General features: G+C 65.1%; 19 protein-coding genes. 16 read left to right on the plus strand and 3 right to left on the minus strand.

Annotation, left to right across the window (positions count from 1 at the left end; genetic code table 11):
- The first annotated feature begins 168 nt into the window (after window positions 1–168).
- The 13 genes from ASB57_RS01860 (at window position 169) to ASB57_RS01920 (ending at window position 13548) form a co-directional block, all read left to right on the plus strand.
- On the plus strand, window positions 169–2058 hold the full coding sequence (locus ASB57_RS01860; RefSeq protein ID WP_057650056.1) for an acyl-CoA dehydrogenase: 1890 nt from the start codon (window positions 169–171) through the stop codon (window positions 2056–2058).
- A 142-nt stretch (window positions 2059–2200) separates the two neighbouring features.
- Window positions 2201–2842 (plus strand): peroxiredoxin, encoded by a 642-nt coding sequence (locus ASB57_RS01865; RefSeq protein WP_057650059.1) that lies wholly within the window; start codon window positions 2201–2203, stop codon window positions 2840–2842.
- Between the two features lie 190 nt (window positions 2843–3032).
- On the plus strand, window positions 3033–4094 hold the full coding sequence (locus tag ASB57_RS01870; RefSeq protein ID WP_057650061.1) for a sulfate ABC transporter substrate-binding protein: 1062 nt from the start codon (window positions 3033–3035) through the stop codon (window positions 4092–4094).
- A gap of 51 nt (window positions 4095–4145) precedes the next feature.
- Complete coding sequence (cysT, locus tag ASB57_RS01875) at window positions 4146–5060, plus strand: sulfate ABC transporter permease subunit CysT (protein ID WP_082621310.1); 915 nt, start codon at window positions 4146–4148, stop codon at window positions 5058–5060.
- Complete coding sequence (gene cysW / locus ASB57_RS01880; RefSeq protein WP_057650064.1) at window positions 5057–5986, plus strand: sulfate ABC transporter permease subunit CysW; 930 nt, start codon at window positions 5057–5059, stop codon at window positions 5984–5986. The genes cysT and cysW overlap by 4 nt, the downstream gene beginning before the upstream one ends.
- A gap of 42 nt (window positions 5987–6028) precedes the next feature.
- Entirely contained in the window at window positions 6029–7105 is a 1077-nt protein-coding gene (locus ASB57_RS01885) for a sulfate/molybdate ABC transporter ATP-binding protein (protein WP_057650066.1), read from the plus strand.
- 12 nt (window positions 7106–7117) lie between these two features.
- Entirely contained in the window at window positions 7118–7858 is a 741-nt protein-coding gene (locus ASB57_RS01890; protein ID WP_057650068.1) for a phosphoadenylyl-sulfate reductase, read from the plus strand.
- A gap of 51 nt (window positions 7859–7909) precedes the next feature.
- The gene (cysD, locus tag ASB57_RS01895; protein WP_057650071.1) at window positions 7910–8821 is read left to right on the plus strand and encodes a sulfate adenylyltransferase subunit CysD; all 912 of its coding nucleotides are present in this window, start codon (window positions 7910–7912) and stop codon (window positions 8819–8821) included.
- Window positions 8822–8848: 27 nt separating this feature from the next.
- Complete coding sequence (locus ASB57_RS01900; RefSeq protein ID WP_057650073.1) at window positions 8849–10147, plus strand: sulfate adenylyltransferase subunit 1; 1299 nt, start codon at window positions 8849–8851, stop codon at window positions 10145–10147.
- A 212-nt stretch (window positions 10148–10359) separates the two neighbouring features.
- Window positions 10360–11571 (plus strand): PA0069 family radical SAM protein, encoded by a 1212-nt coding sequence (locus ASB57_RS01905; protein WP_057650075.1) that lies wholly within the window; start codon window positions 10360–10362, stop codon window positions 11569–11571.
- A gap of 13 nt (window positions 11572–11584) precedes the next feature.
- Window positions 11585–11983 carry a hypothetical protein gene (locus ASB57_RS01910; RefSeq protein WP_057650077.1) on the plus strand — a complete coding sequence of 133 codons (399 nt, stop codon included), beginning with the start codon at window positions 11585–11587 and terminating at the stop codon, window positions 11981–11983.
- Between the two features lie 233 nt (window positions 11984–12216).
- Window positions 12217–12618, plus strand: coding sequence for a 50S ribosomal protein L19 (gene rplS, locus ASB57_RS01915; protein WP_057650080.1), 402 nt, complete (start codon window positions 12217–12219; stop codon window positions 12616–12618).
- Between the two features lie 180 nt (window positions 12619–12798).
- Window positions 12799–13548: a CoA pyrophosphatase gene (locus ASB57_RS01920; RefSeq protein ID WP_057650081.1), complete on the plus strand. Its 750-nt coding sequence runs from the start codon at window positions 12799–12801 to the stop codon at window positions 13546–13548.
- Here ASB57_RS01920 and rsgA read toward each other — a convergent pair.
- Complete coding sequence (gene rsgA, locus ASB57_RS01925; protein WP_057650082.1) at window positions 13535–14473, minus strand: ribosome small subunit-dependent GTPase A; 939 nt, start codon at window positions 14471–14473, stop codon at window positions 13535–13537. The genes ASB57_RS01920 and rsgA overlap by 14 nt on opposite strands.
- Window positions 14470–15744 carry a M48 family metallopeptidase gene (locus ASB57_RS01930; protein WP_057650085.1) on the minus strand — a complete coding sequence of 425 codons (1275 nt, stop codon included), beginning with the start codon at window positions 15742–15744 and terminating at the stop codon, window positions 14470–14472. Before ASB57_RS01930 ends, rsgA begins: the two co-directional genes overlap by 4 nt.
- 53 nt (window positions 15745–15797) lie before the next feature.
- Here ASB57_RS01930 and orn point away from each other — a divergent pair, with 53 nt between their 5' ends.
- Together orn and ASB57_RS01940 are read left to right on the plus strand one after the other, a co-directional pair.
- Window positions 15798–16343, plus strand: coding sequence for an oligoribonuclease (gene orn / locus ASB57_RS01935; RefSeq protein WP_057650088.1), 546 nt, complete (start codon window positions 15798–15800; stop codon window positions 16341–16343).
- A gap of 44 nt (window positions 16344–16387) precedes the next feature.
- Window positions 16388–17266, plus strand: coding sequence for a LysR family transcriptional regulator (locus ASB57_RS01940; protein WP_057650091.1), 879 nt, complete (start codon window positions 16388–16390; stop codon window positions 17264–17266).
- A gap of 50 nt (window positions 17267–17316) precedes the next feature.
- On the opposite strand, the gene dbpA is transcribed toward ASB57_RS01940, so the two are convergent.
- Window positions 17317–18720: an ATP-dependent RNA helicase DbpA gene (dbpA, locus tag ASB57_RS01945; protein WP_057650093.1), complete on the minus strand. Its 1404-nt coding sequence runs from the start codon at window positions 18718–18720 to the stop codon at window positions 17317–17319.
- A gap of 261 nt (window positions 18721–18981) precedes the next feature.
- Here dbpA and ASB57_RS01950 point away from each other — a divergent pair, with 261 nt between their 5' ends.
- Complete coding sequence (locus ASB57_RS01950; RefSeq protein ID WP_057650094.1) at window positions 18982–19872, plus strand: NAD(P)-dependent oxidoreductase; 891 nt, start codon at window positions 18982–18984, stop codon at window positions 19870–19872.
- Window positions 19873–19896 lie beyond the last annotated feature (24 nt).

Below are 19896 nucleotides of genomic sequence, written 5' to 3' on the forward strand. Positions count from 1 at the left end.
CGCGCATTGCTGGTGTGAAAAAAACGCCTCGACCTTGCGGTCGAGGCGTTGTTATTTGTGGCGTAGACTGGCGCCTGGGCAATTCACATCAGAGCGCTCCGGCGATATCCTTGCCGAAGGCGCCAGGCCGCTCAGTGGCAATCAGGCAGCAGCCATCTCGGAGACGACATGACGTACACCGTACCGCTCGCGGACATCCGCTTCGTACTCAAGGCCCTGGCCGGCCTGGACCAGATCCTGGCACAACCCGGCTTCGAGGACCTGACCCCCGACCTGGTCGATGCCATCCTGGACGAGAACGCGCGCTTCGTCGAAGGCGTGGTGGCGCCCCTGAATCAGCCTGGCGACGTGCAGCCGCCCGTGTGGCACAACGGCACGGTGACGACGTCGCCCGCCCATGTTCAGGCCTTCCGTGCCTACGCGGACGGTGGCTGGCAAGGCTTGCAGCACGAAGCCCAATGGGGCGGCCAGGGCCTGCCCAAGGTGGTGGCTGCCTGCGCGAATGAAAACATCAACGCCGCCAGCCTGGCGTTTTCGCTATGCCCCTTGCTGACCGATGGCGTGATCGAGGCCTTGCTCACCGTCGGTGACGAGCAGCTGCGCCAGACCTACGTGCCCAAGCTGGTGGCGGGCACCTGGACCGGCACGATGAACCTGACCGAACCGCAGGCCGGTTCGGACCTGGCGCAAGTGCGCACAAGGGCCGTGCGGCAGGACGACGGCAGCTATCGCCTGAGCGGGCAAAAGATTTTCATCACCTACGGTGAACACGACCTGGCGGAGAACATCATCCACCTGGTGCTGGCGCGCACGCCTGACGCCCCGGCCGGGGTCAAGGGCATCTCCCTGTTTGTCGTGCCGAAATTCCTGGTGAACGACGACGGCAGCCTGGGCGCGCGTAACGACGTCTGGTGCGCGTCGCTGGAACACAAGCTGGGCATCCACGCCAGCCCGACGGCCGTGCTCCTGTACGGTTCAGGCAAGGGCGACGTGGGAGAGGGCGCGGTCGGCTATCTGGTCGGCGAGGAAAACCGCGGCCTGGAATACATGTTCATCATGATGAACGCCGCGCGCTACGCCGTGGGCCAGCAGGGCATCGCCGTGTCCGAACGCGCCTATCAGCAGGCGCTGGGCTACGCGCGCGAGCGGGTGCAGGGGCGCGCCATCGAAGGGTCGGCCGGCCCCGTGACCATCGCGCATCATCCGGACGTACAGCGCATGTTGCTGACCATGCGGGCCTTGACCGAGGCGACCCGCGCCGTGTCCTATGTGGCGGCGTCGGCGCGCGACCTGGCCAAACATCATCCCGATGCCGAAACGCGCGCGCGCAACCAGGCCTTCTACGAATTCCTGGTGCCGGTGATCAAGGGCTTCTCTACCGAATGCGCGGTGGAGGTCGCGTCGCTGGGGGTGCAGGTGCACGGCGGCATGGGCTACATCGAAGAGACGGGTGCCGCCCAACATTACCGCGACGCCCGCATCCTGCCGATATACGAAGGCACCACCGCCATCCAGGCTAATGACCTGATCGGGCGCAAGCTGCTGCGGGACGGCGGCGCCACCGCGCAAGCCATGCTGCAAGCCATGGGGCAGACCGCCGCCGAACTGGATGCGGAAGCGGCCGACGCGCAGGCGGGCAAGCAGGAGGCGGACGCCGCCGCCATCGGCCTGCTGCGCGACAACCTGCGGCGCGCCATGCATGCCCAGGGCGAAGCGCTGGCTTTCATGCAGGCGCAGGCGGGCAGCAATCTGCGGGCGATCTTCGCCGGCAGCGTGCCGTTCCTGATGCTCACTGGCGTGCTGCACGGCGGCTGGCAGATGGCCCGGGCCGTCCTGGCCTGCCGCAAGATGGCAAGAGAAGGGCAGGGCGCGGACGCAGCAGGGGCGGACCCCGCGAGGGCGGACCCCGCAAGGGCGGACCCCGCTTTTCTGCAGGCCAAGCAGGCGACGGCATTTTTCTATGGCGCGCACATCCTGCCGCGCGCCGGCGCCCTTGGGGCTGCCGTGCGGGCCGGTGAAATTGTCGACATCTGGGCCGCGCGCGCCAATATTACATAAAGTTATTTAAGCCCTCAGCTTTTCTTGTTTTACTCATCTGTGGAAATCATGAAGAATGCGGTCATTGCCGGCTGCCGGGGGGCACGCCAGACCCGTCCGTGTTCAATCCCGCACTCAACCCTTTGAATCGAAGAGGATCACTATGACTCAATTGCGCCTGGGCGATACCGCGCCCGATTTTGAACAGAAGTCGTCCGTCGGAACGATCCGTTTCCACGAATACCTGGGTAATAGCTGGGGTGTGCTGTTCTCGCACCCGGCCGATTTCACGCCGGTCTGCACCACCGAGCTGGGCTTCACCGCCAAGCTGGCCGATGAATTCGCCAAGCGCAACGTCAAGGTGCTGGCGCTGTCGGTCGATCCCGTCGATTCCCACGCCAAGTGGATCGACGACATCAACGAAACGCAGAACACGACGGTCAATTTCCCCATCCTGGCCGACGACGACCGCAAGGTTGCCGAGCTGTACGACATGATCCACCCGAATGCCAGCGTCACGGCCACCGTGCGCTCGGTGTTCATCATCGATCCCAACAAGAAGGTGCGCCTGACGCTGACCTATCCGGCCAGCACCGGCCGTAACTTCAACGAAATCCTGCGCGTCATCGACTCGCTGCAACTCACCGACAGCCACAGCGTGGCCACCCCGGTGAACTGGCAGGACGGCGACGACGTGATCATCGTTCCGTCCCTTAAGGACGAGGAAGTGATCAAGCAGAAATTCCCCAAGGGCTACAAGGCCGTGCGCCCGTATCTGCGCATCACCCCGCAGCCGAACAAGTAAGCCGCGTCCTCGATACTCAGCAACGCCGGCATCCGAAAGGATGCCGGCGTTTTTTTATGCGCGTTGGTATTTCCTAAAGCAATAAAGAACAAAGATCTTATTCGTTGGGAATGGGGATGCCGCCAAGCACAATGCCGTACGCCTAATGCCTCGTAAGCATGAAAACCAAATATCGACACAACTGCGGGAAATGATGAAAACCAGCTCGAACAAGCGCACGTTTCTTAAGCAATCCCTGGCTCTGGGCGCCGCCGCGGCCGGCAGCAGCCTGGGTGTGCTCGGCAGCCTGGCCACGGCCCGCGCCGCCGACGCCCCCAAGCCCGTCGAACTCTTGAACGTTTCCTATGACCCGACCCGCGAGCTGTACGCCCAGTACAACCCGGTGTTCGCCAAGTACTGGAAAGCCAAGACCGGCCAGGATGTGATCATCAAGAATTCCCACGGTGGGTCGGGCGCGCAGGCGCGCACGGTGATCGACGGCGCGCCCGCCGACGTGGTGACCCTGGGCCTGGCCCCCGATGTCGAAGCGCTGGTCACCCATGGCGGCTGGGTCAAGGAAGGCTGGCAGCAACGTCTGCCGCACAATTCCTCGCCCTACACGTCGACCATCATCCTGCTGGTGCGCAAGGGCAATCCCAAGAACATCAAGGACTGGGACGATCTGATCAAGCCGGGTGTGTCCGTTATCACGCCCAATCCCAAGACGTCGGCGGGCGCACGCTGGAATTATCTGGCCGCCTGGGAATACGGCAAGCGCAAATTCGGCGGCGAGGCCGGCGCCAAGGATTTCGTCGCCAAGCTGTTCAAGAACGTGCCGGTGCTGGATTCGGGCGCGCGCGGTTCGACCATCACCTTCGCGCAACGTGGCGTGGGCGACGTGCTGATCTCCTGGGAAAACGACGCCTTCCTGGCCTTCAATGAATTCGGTCCGGGCCAGTTCGAAATCGTCGCGCCCAGCGTCAGCATCCTGTGCGAACCGACCGTGGCCGTGGTGGACAAGAACGTCGACCGCAAGGGCACGCGCACGGTGGCCGAGGCCTATCTCAATTACCTGTACTCGGATGCGGCGCAGGACGTCATCGGCCGCAATTTCTATCGCCCCACCGGCGAGCAGGCCAAGGCCAAGTACGCCAAGCAATTCGCCAAGATCGACCTGGTCACCATCGACAAGGACTTCGGCGGCTGGCCCACGACCAACAAGACCCACTTCGCCGACGGCGGCGTATTCGACCAGATCTATGTCAAGCAGTAAGACAGGAACATTGCGCTCGACCGCCGCTGGCGGTTCGAGCGGAGGGATGCCATGACCCAAGCTCCTGCCGCACAAACGCTGGAGGCCGCCGTGCTCGCGCACGGCGGCCTGCCGGCCGTTGCTCCGCCCCCGCCCAGCCGGCGTGGCCGGCGTGTGCTGCCCGGCTTCAACCTGACCTTGGGCATTACGCTGTTCTACCTCGGACTATTGGTGCTGGTGCCTTTGTCGGCGCTGTTCATCAAGTCCTTCGCCTTGACGTGGCCGCAGTTCGTCACCGCCGTGACGTCGCCGCGCGTGCTGGCCGCTTACCGCGTCACCTTCGGTTCGTCCTTGATCGCGGCCTTGATCAACCTGGTGTTCGGGCTGCTGGTGGCCTGGGTGCTGGTGCGCTACCGCTTTCCCGGCAAGCGCATCCTGGATGCCCTGGTGGACCTGCCTTTCGCCTTGCCGACGGCCGTTGCCGGCATCTCCCTGGCGGCGCTGCTGGGTCCCAACGGGTGGATCGGCCAGTATCTGACTCCCCTTGGCATCAAGCTGGCCTACACGCCCGCCGGCATCGTGGTGGCATTGACCTTCATCAGCCTGCCTTTCGTCGTGCGGACCGTGCAACCGGTGCTGGAGGACGCGGAAAAGGAACTGGAAGAGGCCGCCGCCAGCCTGGGCGCCACTCCCTTCCAGATTTTCCGCAAGGTCATCATGCCGTCGATCGCGCCCGCGCTGTTGACGGGTTTCGCCATGGCCTTCGCGCGTGCCGTGGGGGAGTACGGTTCGGTCGTGTTCATCGCGGGCAATATGCCCATGGTGTCGGAGATCACGCCGCTGCTGATCCTGGTCAAGCTCGAACAGTTCGACTATGCCGGCGCCGCCGCCGTGGCGTCCGTCTTGCTGGTGACGTCTTTCCTGCTGCTGCTGGCGATCAACGGGTTGCAGTTCTGGCAGCGTCGGCTGCGCGGAGGTAAACCATGAGCGCGGCCATTCAAGCGGTCCGGCGCCATCCGGGCAAGCGTGACGAGTCACGCTGGGTGCGCGTGGTGTTGATCGCCGTGGCAGTGATCTTCCTGCTGACCTTCCTGGTGCTGCCCTTGTGCGTGGTCTTCGCCGAGGCCTTCCGCAAGGGCGCGGGCGCGTTCTTCAATGCGCTGTCCGATGACGACGCGTGGTCGGCCATCCGCCTGACCCTGCTGACCGCCGCCATCGCCGTGCCCTTGAATGTGGTGTTCGGTGTCGCCGCGGCCTGGGCCATCGCCCGTTTCGAGTTCCGCGGCAAGTCGGTGCTGATCACCATGATAGACGTGCCGTTTTCGGTGTCGCCTGTGGTGGCGGGCCTGGCCTATATGCTGGTGCTTGGCGCGCAGGGATGGATAGGCCCATGGTTGATGGACCATGACCTGAAAATCATCTTCGCGGTGCCGGGCATCGTGTTGGTGACCACCTTCGTGACCCTGCCGCTGGTGGCGCGTGAACTGATCCCGCTAATGCAGGCCCAGGGTAGCGAACAGGAGGAAGCGGCCGTGGTGTTGGGCGCCAGTGGCTGGCAGACGTTCTGGCACGTCACCCTGCCCAATATCCGCTGGGGCCTGATCTATGGCGTGATCCTGTGCAATGCCCGGGCCATGGGTGAATTCGGCGCGGTTTCGGTGGTGTCGGGGCATATTCGCGGGCTGACCAATACAATCCCCCTGCAAGTCGAAATTCTCTACAACGAATTCCAGATCCAGGCGGGTTTCGCCGTGGCATCGCTGCTGGCCTTGCTTGCGCTGCTGACCCTGTGCGTGAAGTCCTTCCTGGAGTGGCGCCATGAGCGGCACACAAGGAAATTGGCGCACGCCTTGGCACAGACACCGGTGGCCCCGGCGCCCGCCGCGACCGTGGCGGCACGCGTGGCGGCCTAGATTCGCCGCGAGGCACGGCGGAAAAGAACAGACAGGAAAGACATGGATATCGAAATCAAGGCAGTCAACAAGCGCTTCGGCAATTTCCAGGCGCTGCGCGACATCAATCTGCATATCGATTCGGGTGAGTTGGTGGCGCTGCTGGGACCGTCCGGTTGCGGCAAGACGTCCCTGCTGCGCATCATCGCCGGCCTGGAAACGCCCGACAGCGGCAGCGTGTATTTCTCCGGCGAGGACAGCACGGACGTGCACGTGCGCGACCGCCAGGTCGGTTTCGTCTTCCAGCACTACGCGTTGTTCCGCCACATGACGGTGTTCGAGAACGTCGCCTTCGGCCTGCGCATCCGGCCGCGCGCCCAGCGCCCGTCGGAAGCCGCCATCGAGGAGAAAGTCCACGCGCTGCTGAACCTGGTGCAGCTGGACTGGCTGGGCGACCGCTATCCCGCGCAGCTGTCCGGCGGCCAGCGCCAGCGTATCGCGCTGGCGCGCGCGTTGGCGGTGGAGCCGCGCGTCCTGTTGCTGGACGAGCCCTTCGGCGCGCTCGACGCCAAGGTGCGCAAGGAACTGCGCCGCTGGCTGCGCCGCCTGCATGACGAGCTGCATGTGGCCAGCGTGTTCGTGACCCACGACCAGGAAGAAGCCCTGGAAGTGGCCGATCGCGTGGTGGTGATGAATGCCGGCCGCATCGAACAGGTGGGCACGCCGCGCGAGGTCTGGGAAAAACCCGCCACGCCTTTCGTCTATGGCTTCCTGGGCGACGTCAATCAGATCGCGGGCCACGCGGCCGGCGGCATCTGGCGCACCAGCGGCGTGTCGTTGCCGGCGCCGACGTTCGAGGGCCTGGATGAGCAGCGCGCCGTGGCTTACGTGCGGCCGCATGAACTGGAGGTCCTGCGCTATGCGCCCGCCACCGACGGCATCGCCGTGCGGCTCAACCACGCCTATCTGGCCGGCCCCAGCGCCTTCCTCGAATTGTCGCGTGAAGACGGCGGCCTGCTGGAAGCCCAGGTGCCCGAAGAAGATTTCCGTGCGCTGGGTCTGGCCGAAGGCGAGCAGCTGCTGGCGCGTCCGCGCCGCGGCCGTATCTTCGCCGAGCAGACCGACGCGCGGCGCGCCTAGGAGGAGGGCACCATGAGCGCAGTATCGACCCCTCTTTCCGCTGAGCTGGAGCAGAAATGGCAGGCGCTGGGCCGGCGCCTGGCCGACATCGCGCGGCGCCATCCCGACGCCGCGCTGGCGTCATCGCTGGCGGCCGAAGACATGCTGCTCACGCACGCCATCCTGGACGGCGGCGTCGCGCTGGGCATCTTCACCCTGGACACCGGCCGCCTGCATGCCGAAACCCTGGCCCTGCTGGATCAGATCGAAACGCGTTACGGCCGCGGGCCGCAGATCTACCGTCCGGACACGGCGGCGGTGCAGGCGCATGTCGACGCGCATGGGGCGTTCGCCTTTTATGAGAGTGTCGACCTGCGCAAGGCCTGTTGCGAAATCCGCAAGGTGGAACCGCTGCGCCGCGCGCTGGCGGGGCGCAGCGCCTGGATCACCGGCCAGCGCCGCGCGCAATCCACGACGCGCGCCGAGCTGCCCGAGGAAGAGCAGGACACTACCTTCAATCTGTACAAATTCAATCCGCTGGCCGACTGGAGCGAGGACGAAGTGTGGGCCGCGATCCACGCTTTCGGCGTTCCCTACAACCCTCTGCACGACCAGGGCTATCCGTCGATCGGCTGCGAGCCCTGTACGCGGGCCATCCGCCCCGGCGAAGACGTACGCGCCGGCCGCTGGTGGTGGGAGTCGTCCGACTCCAAGGAATGTGGCCTGCACGCCGGCAACCGGATTGCGATCCAGCCCGTGGCCTCGCGGTCGTAGCCCCCGCACCCAGGCCCCCCATAGGTTCCCCTAGATTTCCATAGAGCCCTTATGTCCACCGTACAACACACCCGCAGCCATCTGGATTGGCTGGAATCCGAAGCCATTTTCATCCTGCGCGAAGTCGCCGCCGAGTGCGAGCGGCCGGTCCTGCTGTTTTCGGGGGGCAAGGATTCCTGCGTCCTGTTGCGCCTGGCCGAGAAGGCGTTCCGTCCGGGCCGCTTTCCCTTCCCCTTGTTGCACGTCGACACGGGCCACAACTTTGACGAAGTGATCGCGTTTCGCGACCTGCGCGCCGCCGAGCTGGGCGAAAAGCTGATCGTGCGCAGCGTCGAGGATTCGATCGCCCGCGGGTCGGTGGTGTTGCGGCGCGAAACCGATTCCCGCAATGCCGCGCAGGCCGTGACCCTGCTGGAATCGATCGCCGAGTTCGGCTTCGACGCCTGCATCGGCGGCGCCCGCCGGGATGAAGAGAAGGCCCGCGCGAAAGAGCGCATCTTCTCCTTCCGCGACGAGTTCGGTCTGTGGGATCCGAAGAACCAGCGGCCGGAGGTCTGGGACCTCTACAACACCCGGGTGCATCGCGGCGAGAACATGCGCGTGTTCCCCATCTCCAACTGGACCGAGCTGGATGTCTGGCAGTACATCGAACGCGAGCAGCTGGCGCTGCCGTCCATTTATTACGCCCACCAACGCGACGTGGTGCGGCGCAGCGGTCTGCTGGTGCCGGTGACGCGCCTGACGCCGCCCAAGGATGGCGAACAGATCGAGAACCTGTCGGTACGGTTCCGCACGGTGGGCGACATTTCCTGCACCTGCCCCGTGGCGTCCGACTCGACCGACAACGCCGCCATCATCGCGGAGACCGCCATCAGCGACATCACCGAGCGCGGCGCCACGCGCATGGACGACCAGACCTCCGAGGCGTCCATGGAACGGCGCAAGCGTGAAGGGTATTTCTAAGCATCGACCGATCGGAATCGAATCAATATGAACGCCATCAATGAATCCTTCCTGCCGTCCACCGACGGCGGCGTGATACGCCTGATCACCGCCGGCTCGGTCGACGACGGCAAGTCCACGCTGATCGGTCGCCTGCTGTATGACAGCAAAGGCGTGTTCGCCGACCAGCTCGACGCCATCGCGCGCGCCAAGCACAAGCGCGTCAGCGGCGACGGCATCGATTTTTCCCTGCTTACCGATGGGCTGGAAGCCGAGCGCGAGCAGGGCATCACCATCGATGTCGCCTACCGCTACTTCGCGACTCCCAGCCGCAAGTTCATCATTGCCGACGCACCCGGGCATGAGCAGTACACCCGCAACATGGTTACCGGCGCGTCCACGGCCGACGTCGCCGTGATCCTGATCGACGCCACCCGCGCCGCCGATGGCCAGCTCCTGCCGCAGACCAAGCGCCACAGCGTGCTGGCGCATCTGCTGGGCATTCGTCACATCGTGGTGGCGGTCAACAAGATGGACCTGGTCGACTGGGACCAGGATGTGTTCGCGCGCATCGATGCGGCCTATGGCGAGCTGGCGCGCCGCGTCGGCATCGAGCGCTACCAGGCCTTGCCGATATCCGCGCTGCGCGGCGACAACGTGGTGAACCGCAGCGACGCCGCGCCCTGGTACAAAGGGCAGCCGCTGCTGCCCTTGCTGGAGGCGCTGGACACGCGCGATGCATCCGCCGATGCGGCGCTGCGTTTCCCCGTGCAGTGGGTGGCGCGCCATGACGGCGACACCGCCACCGACTTCCGTGCTTACGCGGGTCGTCTGGCCAGCGGCATCCTGCGCGTGGGCGATGAAGTGGTGGTGCAACCGTCCGGTGCCAGCGCGCGCGTGCGGCGCATTCTTGCGCACACCGAAACGCGTGAGCAGGCGTACGCGGGCGACTCCATCATGGTGGAGCTGGATCGCGACGTGGATGTCTCGCGCGGCGATGTGCTCGTGCATGGCGATGCGCCCGCGCGTGTCGCGCGCGAGTTCGAAGCGGAGCTGTGCTGGTTCGATACGCAAGCCTTGAATCCCGCGCGCAAGTACTTGCTCAAACACGGCACGCGCTTGACCGCGGCACGCATCAAGGAAGTCCGCACGCGTCGCGACATTCACGAACTTGATGAGATCGAAGCGCAAGGCACGAGTCTTTCGATGAACGATATCGGTCGTGTGTTGATCGCCACGCGCGAAGCATTGGCCGTCGATGCGTACGCACAAAATCCGGCCACCGGCGCCTTCATCCTGATCGATGAAGCGACGCATCAAACGGCGGCCGCCGGCATGTTGCGGTGATCGGCGGCGGGGCGGTTTGTCAAGCCCCGCAAGACCGTTCCTGAAGTGTTCACTCTCGTCAAGAGCCGCACTTAATAAGGGTTTTGCTCCAAAGCCACAGCAGAAAAAATATAGCTGCTCACGCTGGCCGGTCTTGGAGTAAAGTGAACCGTCGTCGCAAAACGACGTTCGGTGGGTTGCATAAAGTACTGGATGCTTGTACAGTACTTTTTATGGAACGCACCGATCATTTTGCTTCCGCCGGTTCTGGGTCCCCGGCTGCCGCCCCCGCCGCCTTGCGCGGTCGGGGTGCGGTTACTAATGTCGGACATCGCTTCCAGCAAGACGAGCGCAACGCCGCCGTCGACCACGACCCCGCACAAACTGTCCCCGTTTATTTTCAGCCGCCTCGCGGATTGGCCACCACGGTGGCGGTCGAGCAGGCGCGCCGCATTCTTTCCCGCAACGATTCCCCGGACATCGGCTTCGACCAGGCCATCAACCCTTACCGGGGTTGCGAGCACGGCTGCGTCTACTGTTACGCCCGGCCCACGCACGCCTATCTGGGTTATTCGCCCGGCCTGGACTTCGAAACCCGCCTGGTCGCCAAGGCCAACGCCGTGGAAGCCCTGCGGGCGGAATTGGCGCGACCCAGCTACCGGGTGTCGCCCATCAACCTGGGCTCGGCCACGGATATCTACCAACCCATCGAGCGAGACTGGAAGCTGACGCGCGGCCTGCTCGAATTGCTGCTGGAAACGCAGCATCCGCTGACCCTGGTCACCAAGAACGCCTTGGTCGAGCGCGACCTGGACCTGCTGAAGGAATTGGCGCAACGCAATCTGGTTGCCGTCTACATCAGCATCACGTCGCTCGACAACGACCTGTCCCGCACCCTGGAACCGCGCGCCTCGGCGCCGCAGCGCCGGCTTGAAGCCGTGCGCATGCTGGCCGACGCGGGTGTGCCGGTGGGTGTCCTGGTCGCCCCGGTCATCCCCTTCATCAACGACGTCTACCTGGAACGCATCCTGGCCGCGGCCGCCGACGCCGGCGCCTATTACGGCAACTACACCGTGGTGCGCCTGCCCTGGGAAGTGAAGGACGTGTTCGAGCAGTGGCTGCAAACCCATTTTCCCGACCGCGCGCAACGCGTGCTGCACCGCATCGAAGACATGCGCGGCGGCAAGCGTAACGACCCCCGCTTCGGTACGCGCATGCGCGGCACCGGCGGCTGGGCCGACCTGCTGCGCCAACGTTTTGAATTGGCCGTGCGCAAGCATGGCCTGAACCGCCAGCGCCTGCAGCTGGACACCCAACGATTCGTCGCGCCGTCCCCGGTGGACGGCGCAGCGGGACGGCAAACCCGGGCGCCGTCCCCGCAATTGAGCTTGTTCGACCAGCCCGGCCCCGCCGTCTCATCCGCCGCGCTGACGCCTAAGCGCTAGCCAGGAGCCCATCATGACCCTCGCCGCCCAGCAATTTTCCACCCCGTTCTCCCACGATTTCTCCGGTAGCATCGCCGGGACTTTCGGTAGCATCGCCGGTACGGCACCCACCTCGGTGCCCGGCCGCCAGCGCCCGCGCGGCCGAACCGTCAGGTCTGACGCCGGTCGCGGCGTTCGCAAGTTCACCGGGAAGTTCACCGGAAGGGTCACCGGCAAGTGGCCGTTCCGCCCCGCCGAGCCGCAGGATCAGACCGACCCGGCCATCCCCGTCGGGCATGTGAGCAGCGTCGCCAGAGGCCAAGTCGCAGGGCAGGTCACCGTCCGCGAAATGGTGACGGATGTGCTGCTCGTCGGCATGTGGGGCGCCATGATCCCCGGCCTGATGTGGCTGGGTTCCGCGCTGGGATTCTAGGGCGCGCGAGCAACATCAGGTTTACGTAACTGACTGATTTCATGTAGAATTGCCTGTTTGCCAAAACTCATCCTCTGCGTGCGGCCAAAATGACGCGTAACCGCTCAGGCAATTACGTGCTCAAACCATAATCGTGGCGAATCTACTGGCAGAACATCCCGCGGTTTCCGTTTCGGCGGATTCCATCGAGATGGCCCCGAATCCCGCACAGACATGATGAATCTGGAGTTCAAATGAACCTCATCCAAATCCTGGAACAGGAAGAAATCAAGCGCCTGCTCGGCGACAACAAGACCTTGCCCGAATTCGCTCCTGGCGACACCGTGGTGGTCAGCGTCAACGTCGTTGAAGGTAACCGCAAGCGTGTTCAGGCCTTCGAAGGCGTGGTCATCGCCAAGCGTAACCGTGGTCTGAATTCGGCCTTCATCGTGCGCAAGATCTCGTCGGGTGAAGCCGTCGAGCGTACGTTCCAGCTGTACTCGCCGCAAATCGCTTCGATCGAAGTGAAGCGTCGTGGTGACGTGCGTCGTGCCAAGCTGTACTACCTGCGCAACCGCTCGGGCAAGTCGGCGCGTATCAAGGAAAAGCTGGTCAGCCGTCAGGCTGCCGCTCAGTCGGCCAAGGCCGCATCCTGATCGCGATGTCCGTATTCGGCATGCGACGCTGGCCTTTTGGCTGGTCCGCGTGCCAGGACACGGAGATGAAAGGGCGGCGGGCAATTTGCCGCGCTTTCGCGACTGTATGGGACAGGCTCCCATGGGAAGGCACCCTGTCGGGTGCCTTTTCTTTTTTGGCTGCTTTTTCCGCAAAGGTTTATGTCTGATCCTGCTTCTCCTCCGCCATCGCGTCGCCCCAGCCGTCCTCCGTTGCGACCTGCCTTCGATCCGGCGGAGCAGCCCTGGGTGGTGGCGGCCGACGGTTTGCCGCCGCTACCGGCGGATCATCTGACGGAGCAGGCCCTGCGTGAGCGGCTGGCGGGAGCCGGGTCCTGGTCGGTGCAACTGCCCCTGAATGACGACACGCGCTACCCCGGACGCGAAGGTCCGCCCCGCCTGGCGGCTGTCCTGGTGCCGCTGGTGACGCGGGCGGATGGGGTGTATGTGATGTTGACGCAACGCGCCGCGCATCTGTACGACCACGCGGGCCAGATCAGTTTCCCCGGCGGCCGTATCGAAGACAGCGATGCCAGCCCGGTGGCGGCGGCATTGCGCGAAGCCCAGGAAGAGACAGGCCTGACGGCGGATTTTGTCGAAGTGCTTGGGACCATGCCGTCCTACATGACGGCCACCGGCTTTTCCGTCGCGCCCGTGGTCGCGCTGGTGCGGCCGGGCTTCACCCTGGCGCCCGACGCCTTCGAAGTGGCGGAAGTGTTCGAAGTGCCATTGAGCTTCATCGTCGACCCCGCCAACCACAGGCTGCATCGCGCGGAACTGGCCGACGGCCGGGTGCGGCAGTACTACTCCATGCCCTGGCAGCAGTACTTCATCTGGGGGGCGACGGCCGCCATGCTGCGCAATCTGTATTACCTGCTGGGCGGCGGCCGCGACGTGTCTACCAGCGATTAGCCTGCGCGGCGTTTTCCGCGACGATGCGCTCGTACAGGGCGTGCCGGGCCGGCTCTATCTTCCCTTCATCCATGGCGGCCAGCACGCCGCAACCGGGCTCATGCAGATGGGCGCAGTTGTAGAAGCGGCAGTTCGCGATATACGGCGTGAATTCCGGGAAGCCTCGCACGATGTCCTCGCCCGACAGGTGGCCCAGGCCAAAGGCCTGGAAGCCCGGCGAGTCGATCAGGTCACCCCCGCTTGGCAGGTGATAGAGCCGCGTGCTGGTGGTGGTGTGTTTGCCCATGTCCAGCGCCGTGGAGTGTTCCCGCGTCGGCGCGTCGGCGCCGGGTACCAGCGCATTCAGCAGGGTCGATTTCCCCATGCCGCTTTGTCCCAGCAACAAGTTGACGTGGCCGCTCATATGCGGCGCCAGGACGGCGCGCGCATGGTCCTGGTCCTGCGCGCTGACCTCCAGCACGGGCACGCCCAGGCGGGCCAGCGGCGCCAGGCGGGCGCGCGCTTCGGCCACGCCTTCCTGCAGGTCCACCTTGTTCAAGATCAGATAGGGCTCGATGCCCGCGCTCCAGGCGCCGGTCAGCGCGCGGCCGGCCAGGTCGTCCGAGAAGGTCGGCTGCACCGCCACCACGATGAAGAGCCGGTCCACATTCGCGGCGAACTGCTTGCTGCGCATCTCATCGGAGCGATAGAGCAGGTTCTTGCGCGGCAGAATGGCGTCGATGGCGCCGTCTTCCCTGCCTTCCAGCGCGACCATGACCTGATCGCCGACAGCCGCGCCCGCCTTCTTGCCGCGCGGAAAGCACAGGCGCTGGCTGCCGTCGGCGAATTCGACGAGGAAATGCCGGCCATGGCCGCCCAGCACCCGACCCTGGACCAGGCCGGGACGATCGGCGGGGGCGACGCTACCCTGAGGACGCGGCCTCATTGGTGCACCGCCATCACCGGGGCGACGGGCGCCCGATTCAGGTGACGGATGCGGATGGCCGCCGGCGGATGGCTGTCGTAGAAGGCCGAATGAACCGGATCGGGGGTCAGGGTGGCGGCATTGTCGTCGTACAGTTTGACCAGGGCGGACACTAGCTGATTCGCCGAACTTTGCGTGGCGGCATAGTGGTCGGCCTGGAACTCGTCGCGGCGCGAATACCAGCTGCCCAGGGGCGTAAGCAGGAAGGTGAAGACGGGCACCACCATGAACAGCAGCAGCAGGGCCATGGCGTCGTTGCGGCCGTTCAGATGGGGCACGACCCCCAGCTGCGCGTAAAACCAGGGCTGGCCCGCCAGCCAGCCGAGCAGGGCGAAGAAGCCCAGGGCCAGCACGAAGCTCATGACGATGCGTTTGACGATGTGGCGGTGGGCAAAGTGGCCCAGCTCATGCGCCAGCACGGCCTCGATCTCGGCGCCGTCCAGCCGGGCCAGCAAGGTGTCGAAGAACACGATGCGGCGCGATTTGCCGAAACCGGTGAAGTAGGCGTTGCCGTGGCCGGAACGGCGCGAACCGTCCATCACGAACAGGCCGTTGATGGCGAAGCCGCAGCGCTGCGCCAGCTGCTGAATACGGCTGCTGAGGTCGGCGTTTTCCAAAGGCGTGAATTTGTTGAACATCGGCGCGATGACCGTGGGCGCCAGCAGCAGGGTGAGCAGGCTGAAACCCACCCAGAGGGCCCAGGCCCACACCCACCAATAGGCGCCGGCCTGGGCCATCAGCCACAGGACGGCGGCGGCCAGCGGCAGGCCGATGATGAAGGTCAGCAGCAGCCCCTTGAGCGCGTCGCGCACGAACAGGCCCGGTGTCATGCGATTGAAACCGAAGCGGCTTTCCAGGCGGAACTGGCGCCACAGGGTAAAAGGCAGCTCCAGCAGGCCGAACAGCAGTCCCACCGCCGCGATCAACAGAAGTTGGCGCAGGAAGTCGTTGCTGGTCAGGCCGCCGACCAGGTTGTCGATGGCCTGCAGGCCGCCCAGCAGGGTCAGGGCAATGAGCACCGCGGCGTCGAAGAACCTTTCCATGATGCCCAGCCGGACGCGGGCCACCGTGTAATCGGCGGCGCGCTGGTGGCTGGTCAGGCCGATGCGGGCGGCGAATTCCGGCGGCACGGTGTCGCGATGGCGCAGCACATGCCGGATTTGCCGGCTGGCCAGCCAGACCCGGACTATGATGCCTGCCAACAGCAGGGCGACGAACAAGAGTGTAAGCATGGGAACGATGAGCAGCCGGTGTGAGAAAATTGCTTTTTTATAAGGCAAATTATATGGCTCTGAACGAGAACCGCCTGGTTTGGCTCGACATGGAAATGACTGGCCTGGATCCGGACAAAGAACGCATCATCGAAGTGGCGGTGGTCGTAACCGAACCTGACCTCACCGTGGTAGCCGAAGGACCGGTAATCGTGGTGCACCAATCCGACGCCCAGCTCGACGCCATGGACAACTGGAACAAGTCCACCCACGGCAAGAGCGGCCTGATCGACAAGGTCAAGGCGTCGACCATCAATGAGTCCCAGGCCGAGGATATCCTGCTGGAATTCCTGGCCCAGCACGTGGCGCCCGGCAAGTCGCCCTTGTGCGGCAACACCATCAGCCAGGACCGCCGCTTCATGTTCGCCTACATGCCGCGCCTGGAGCAGTTCTTCCATTACCGCAACCTGGACGTCAGCACCCTGAAGGAGCTGGCGCGCCGGTGGCGTCCTGAAGTCTATCGCGGTTTCGACAAGAAGAGCCGCCACGAGGCCCTGGCCGATATTTACGAATCGATCGCCGAGCTGTCGTACTACCGGGAACACTTCCTCAAGGTTTGAGGAACACTCAGCAGCGGGGTGGCCACGCCGGGAAGGGACACGCGATGCGATTCAGTCTGCGCCAGATGGAAGTGTTCCGGGCCGTGATGCTGACCGGTTCGATCAAGGGCGCGTCCAAGTTGCTGTTCACGTCCCAGCCCGCGCTCAGCCGCATCGTCGCGCACACGGAAAACACCCTGGGCCTGGCGCTGTTCCGGCGCCTCAAGGGCAAGCTGGTGCCGACCGTGGAAGCCGAGGCGCTGTACCGTGAAGTCAACCATTGCTATGAGCACGTGCTGCGCATCGACGAGTTCGCGCGCGGCCTGGTCAGCGGTCAGTCCGGCACCCTGAACCTGGCTTGCAGCCCGGCGCTGAGCCGGGGTGTCGTGGCCGCCACCATCACGGCATTCGTGCGCGAGTACCCCAATATCCAGGTGAATTTCGTCCAGACCCTGCTCAACGGCATGGCGCAGGAGGTCCTGAGCAAGAAGGTCGACCTGGGGATTTCGGTGCTGCCCCTGGAACATCCGAACCTGCGCGTCGAAACCTTCCTGGAGGGGCGCATGGTGTGCGTGGTGCCGCGCGGCCATGCCCTGGCGCGCAAGCGCCGGGTCAGCCTGGCCGACCTGGGCGGCCACCCGCTGATTGCCCATCACCCCAATATTCCTTTCGGGCAATTGGTGGCGTCGGCTTTCGACAAGGCGGGTGTGGTGATGCGGGTGTCCGTCCACATTCATCAGACGGATATGGCGTGCAGCCTGGTGCGCGCGGGCGCCGGCGTGGCCGTGGTCGACGAGTTCACCATGGCCGGCATGGCCTGGCCCGACGTCCAGGTCCTGCCGCTGGCGGAAGATATCCTGCTGTATCCCAGCGTGGTGCGGTCGGTCTTCGATACCGGCAGCAGCCACGCCGACAAGTTTATCGAACTGCTGCGCAAGGCTTGAGCGGGCCGCCTGCTCTCAGGCGGCCGCCCGTGGCGTTACGCCCAAGCCGATCAGAACTCTTCCAGGAAGCGCATGCGGAAGCGGCGCCCCTTGATGTTGCTGTTGGAGATGCGCGAGAACGCCTGCTTGGCGATCTGGCGATCCAGCGCCACATAGGCGTTGAACTCGGTGATGTTGATCTTGCCCACCTGTTCGAAGGTCAGGCCGCCATCGCCGGTCAAGGCGCCCAGCAGGTCGCCGGGCCGCAGCTTGTCCTTCTTGCCGCCCTGGATGCACAGGGTCACCATGGGCGCGCGCAAGGGCCGGTCGGCCTTGGGCCGCAGCGCCTTCAGGTCGGCCCATTGCAGCGGCGCGCCCTGGTATTGCTCGATCAGGTTGGCGAAGCGCGTTTCTTCGGGGGAGCACAGGCTCAGCGCCAGGCCTTTCTGGTCGCCGCGGCCGCTGCGGCCGATGCGGTGCACGTGGACCTCGGTGTCCTTGGTCACGTCCACATTGATCACGGCGCCCAGGTTCTGGATGTCCAGGCCGCGCGCGGCGACGTCGGTGGCCACCAGCACGGCGCAGCTTTGATTGGAGAACTGGATCAGGATTTCATCGCGGTCGCGCTGTTCCAGATCGCCGTTGAGCGCCTGGGCGCTGATGCCCTTGGCTTGCAGATGCTCGACCAGGTCATGGCTGCGGACCTTGGTATTGCAGAACGCCAGCGTGGAGACCGGGCGGTAGTGGGCCAGCAGCGTGGCCACGGCTTCCAGCCGTCCGGCTTCGGTGACTTCGTAGAAGTACTGTTCGATGCGGCTGGCGTTGTGCTGCGCCTCCACCTTCACTTCGGCCGGATTGCGCAGGAAGCGGGCGCTGAGCTTGCGGATGTTGTCGGGATAGGTCGCCGAGAACAGCAGGGTCTGGCGCTTGGCCGGACATCGCGCCGCGATGGCGGCGATGTCGTCATAGAAGCCCATGTCCACCATGCGGTCGGCCTCGTCCAGTACCAGGGTGTTCAGGCTGGACAGGTCCAGGCTGGCGCGCTCCAGATGGTCCTGGATACGGCCCGGCGTACCGACCACCAGATGCGCGCCGCGGCCGAGCGACTCGGCCTGGGGGCGGGCCGCGGCCCCGCCGACCAGCGTCAGGATCTTGACGTTGGGAATCAGGCGGGCCAGCCGGCGCAGCTCCTGCGCCACCTGATCGGCCAGCTCACGGGTGGGACAGACCACCAGTCCTTGCGGCACCAGGCGGTTGACGTCCAGGTTCTGCAGCACGCCCAGGCCGAACGCCGCGGTCTTGCCGCTGCCGGTCTTGGCTTGTGCGATAAGGTCGCGGCCTTCCAGGATCAGCGGCAGGCTGTGGGCCTGGATCGGCGTCATCTGCTCGAAGCCCAGGCTTTGCAGGTTGTCCAGCAAGGCGGGCAGCAGGGGCAGGGAAGAAAAGGGCTGGGAAGGCGAGGGCGTCTGGGTCACGGTAGGGCGGCTGGCGAGAGCCGCTGAATATTGCATTAAAAATGCGGGATTACCCGACAGTGTATGCCTTTGGGGACGCGCGTAGCGGCAGGTGCTCCGACGGGCGCACCGGCGTGCCCCCTCATCTCCCGACAGCCATCGATTAGCTTCAGGTTATACCCCATCGCCGATTCAGCACTCGCCACCGCGGGCGCCGCTGCCTAGGATGCAGGTAGAGGGATCCCCATCGGCATCCCCGAGCATCGTTGGAGCGAGACTGAAATGAAACTGGGCTTGATCGGGGTCGGCAATATCGGCCGTCATTTCGCGCAGCGCCTGCTGGACGCGGGCCATGAACTGCTGGTCCATGACCGGTCGGCCGCGGCGCAGGCGCGTGCGGTGCAGGCGGGCGCGCGCGGCATGGACAGTGTGCGGGCGCTGGCCGCCGAGACGCCGGTGGTGCTGCTGTGCCTGCCCATGCCGGCCATCGTGGCCGACGTCGTGCGCGAGCTGGCGGACGTCAAGGGCCTGCGCATCCTGGTCGACATGTCGACCACCGGGCCTTCCGTGACCAAGGAAATCGAGGCCATTCTGTCGGCACAGGGCGTGACGACCATAGGCGCCCCCGTCAGCGGCGGCACGGTGGCGGCGGAGAAGGGCACCCTGGCCGTCATGGCGGCGGGCCCGCGCGCGGCTTTCGAGGAAGTGGAAGCCGTGCTGCGCGTGATCGGCAAGAACCTGTTCTACCTGGGTGAGGACGCCAGCCTGGGTCAGACCACCAAGATCATCAACAACACGCTTTACGCCACCAGCATGATCGCCAGCTGCGAAGCGCTGGTCTACGGTGTCAAGGCGGGCCTGGACCCGCGTACGCTGCTGGACGTGCTCAATGTTTCCAGCGGCCGGTCCTTCGCCACGCTGGAGCGCATCCCGCAATGCGTGCTGGATCGCAGCTTCCCGGTGCGCTTCACCACCGAGCTGCTGCACAAGGACGTCAAGATGTGCCTGGACGAGGCCGAAAAGCTGGGCGTGCCCATGCGGGTGAATCCCGCCGCGCGCCAGTTCCTGGCCTTCGCCCTGTCGCAAGGCGACGGGCCGCGCGACAACGTCGAAGTCATCCGCCACATCGAACGCTGGGCCGGCGCTGAATTCGGATCCGCGCCGCAGGATTGAGGCAGGTCCCGCCAGTCGGCAGGC

Origin of the sequence: Bordetella sp. N (assembly GCF_001433395.1) — a bacterium.
Classification (GTDB): domain Bacteria; phylum Pseudomonadota; class Gammaproteobacteria; order Burkholderiales; family Burkholderiaceae_B; genus Bordetella_C.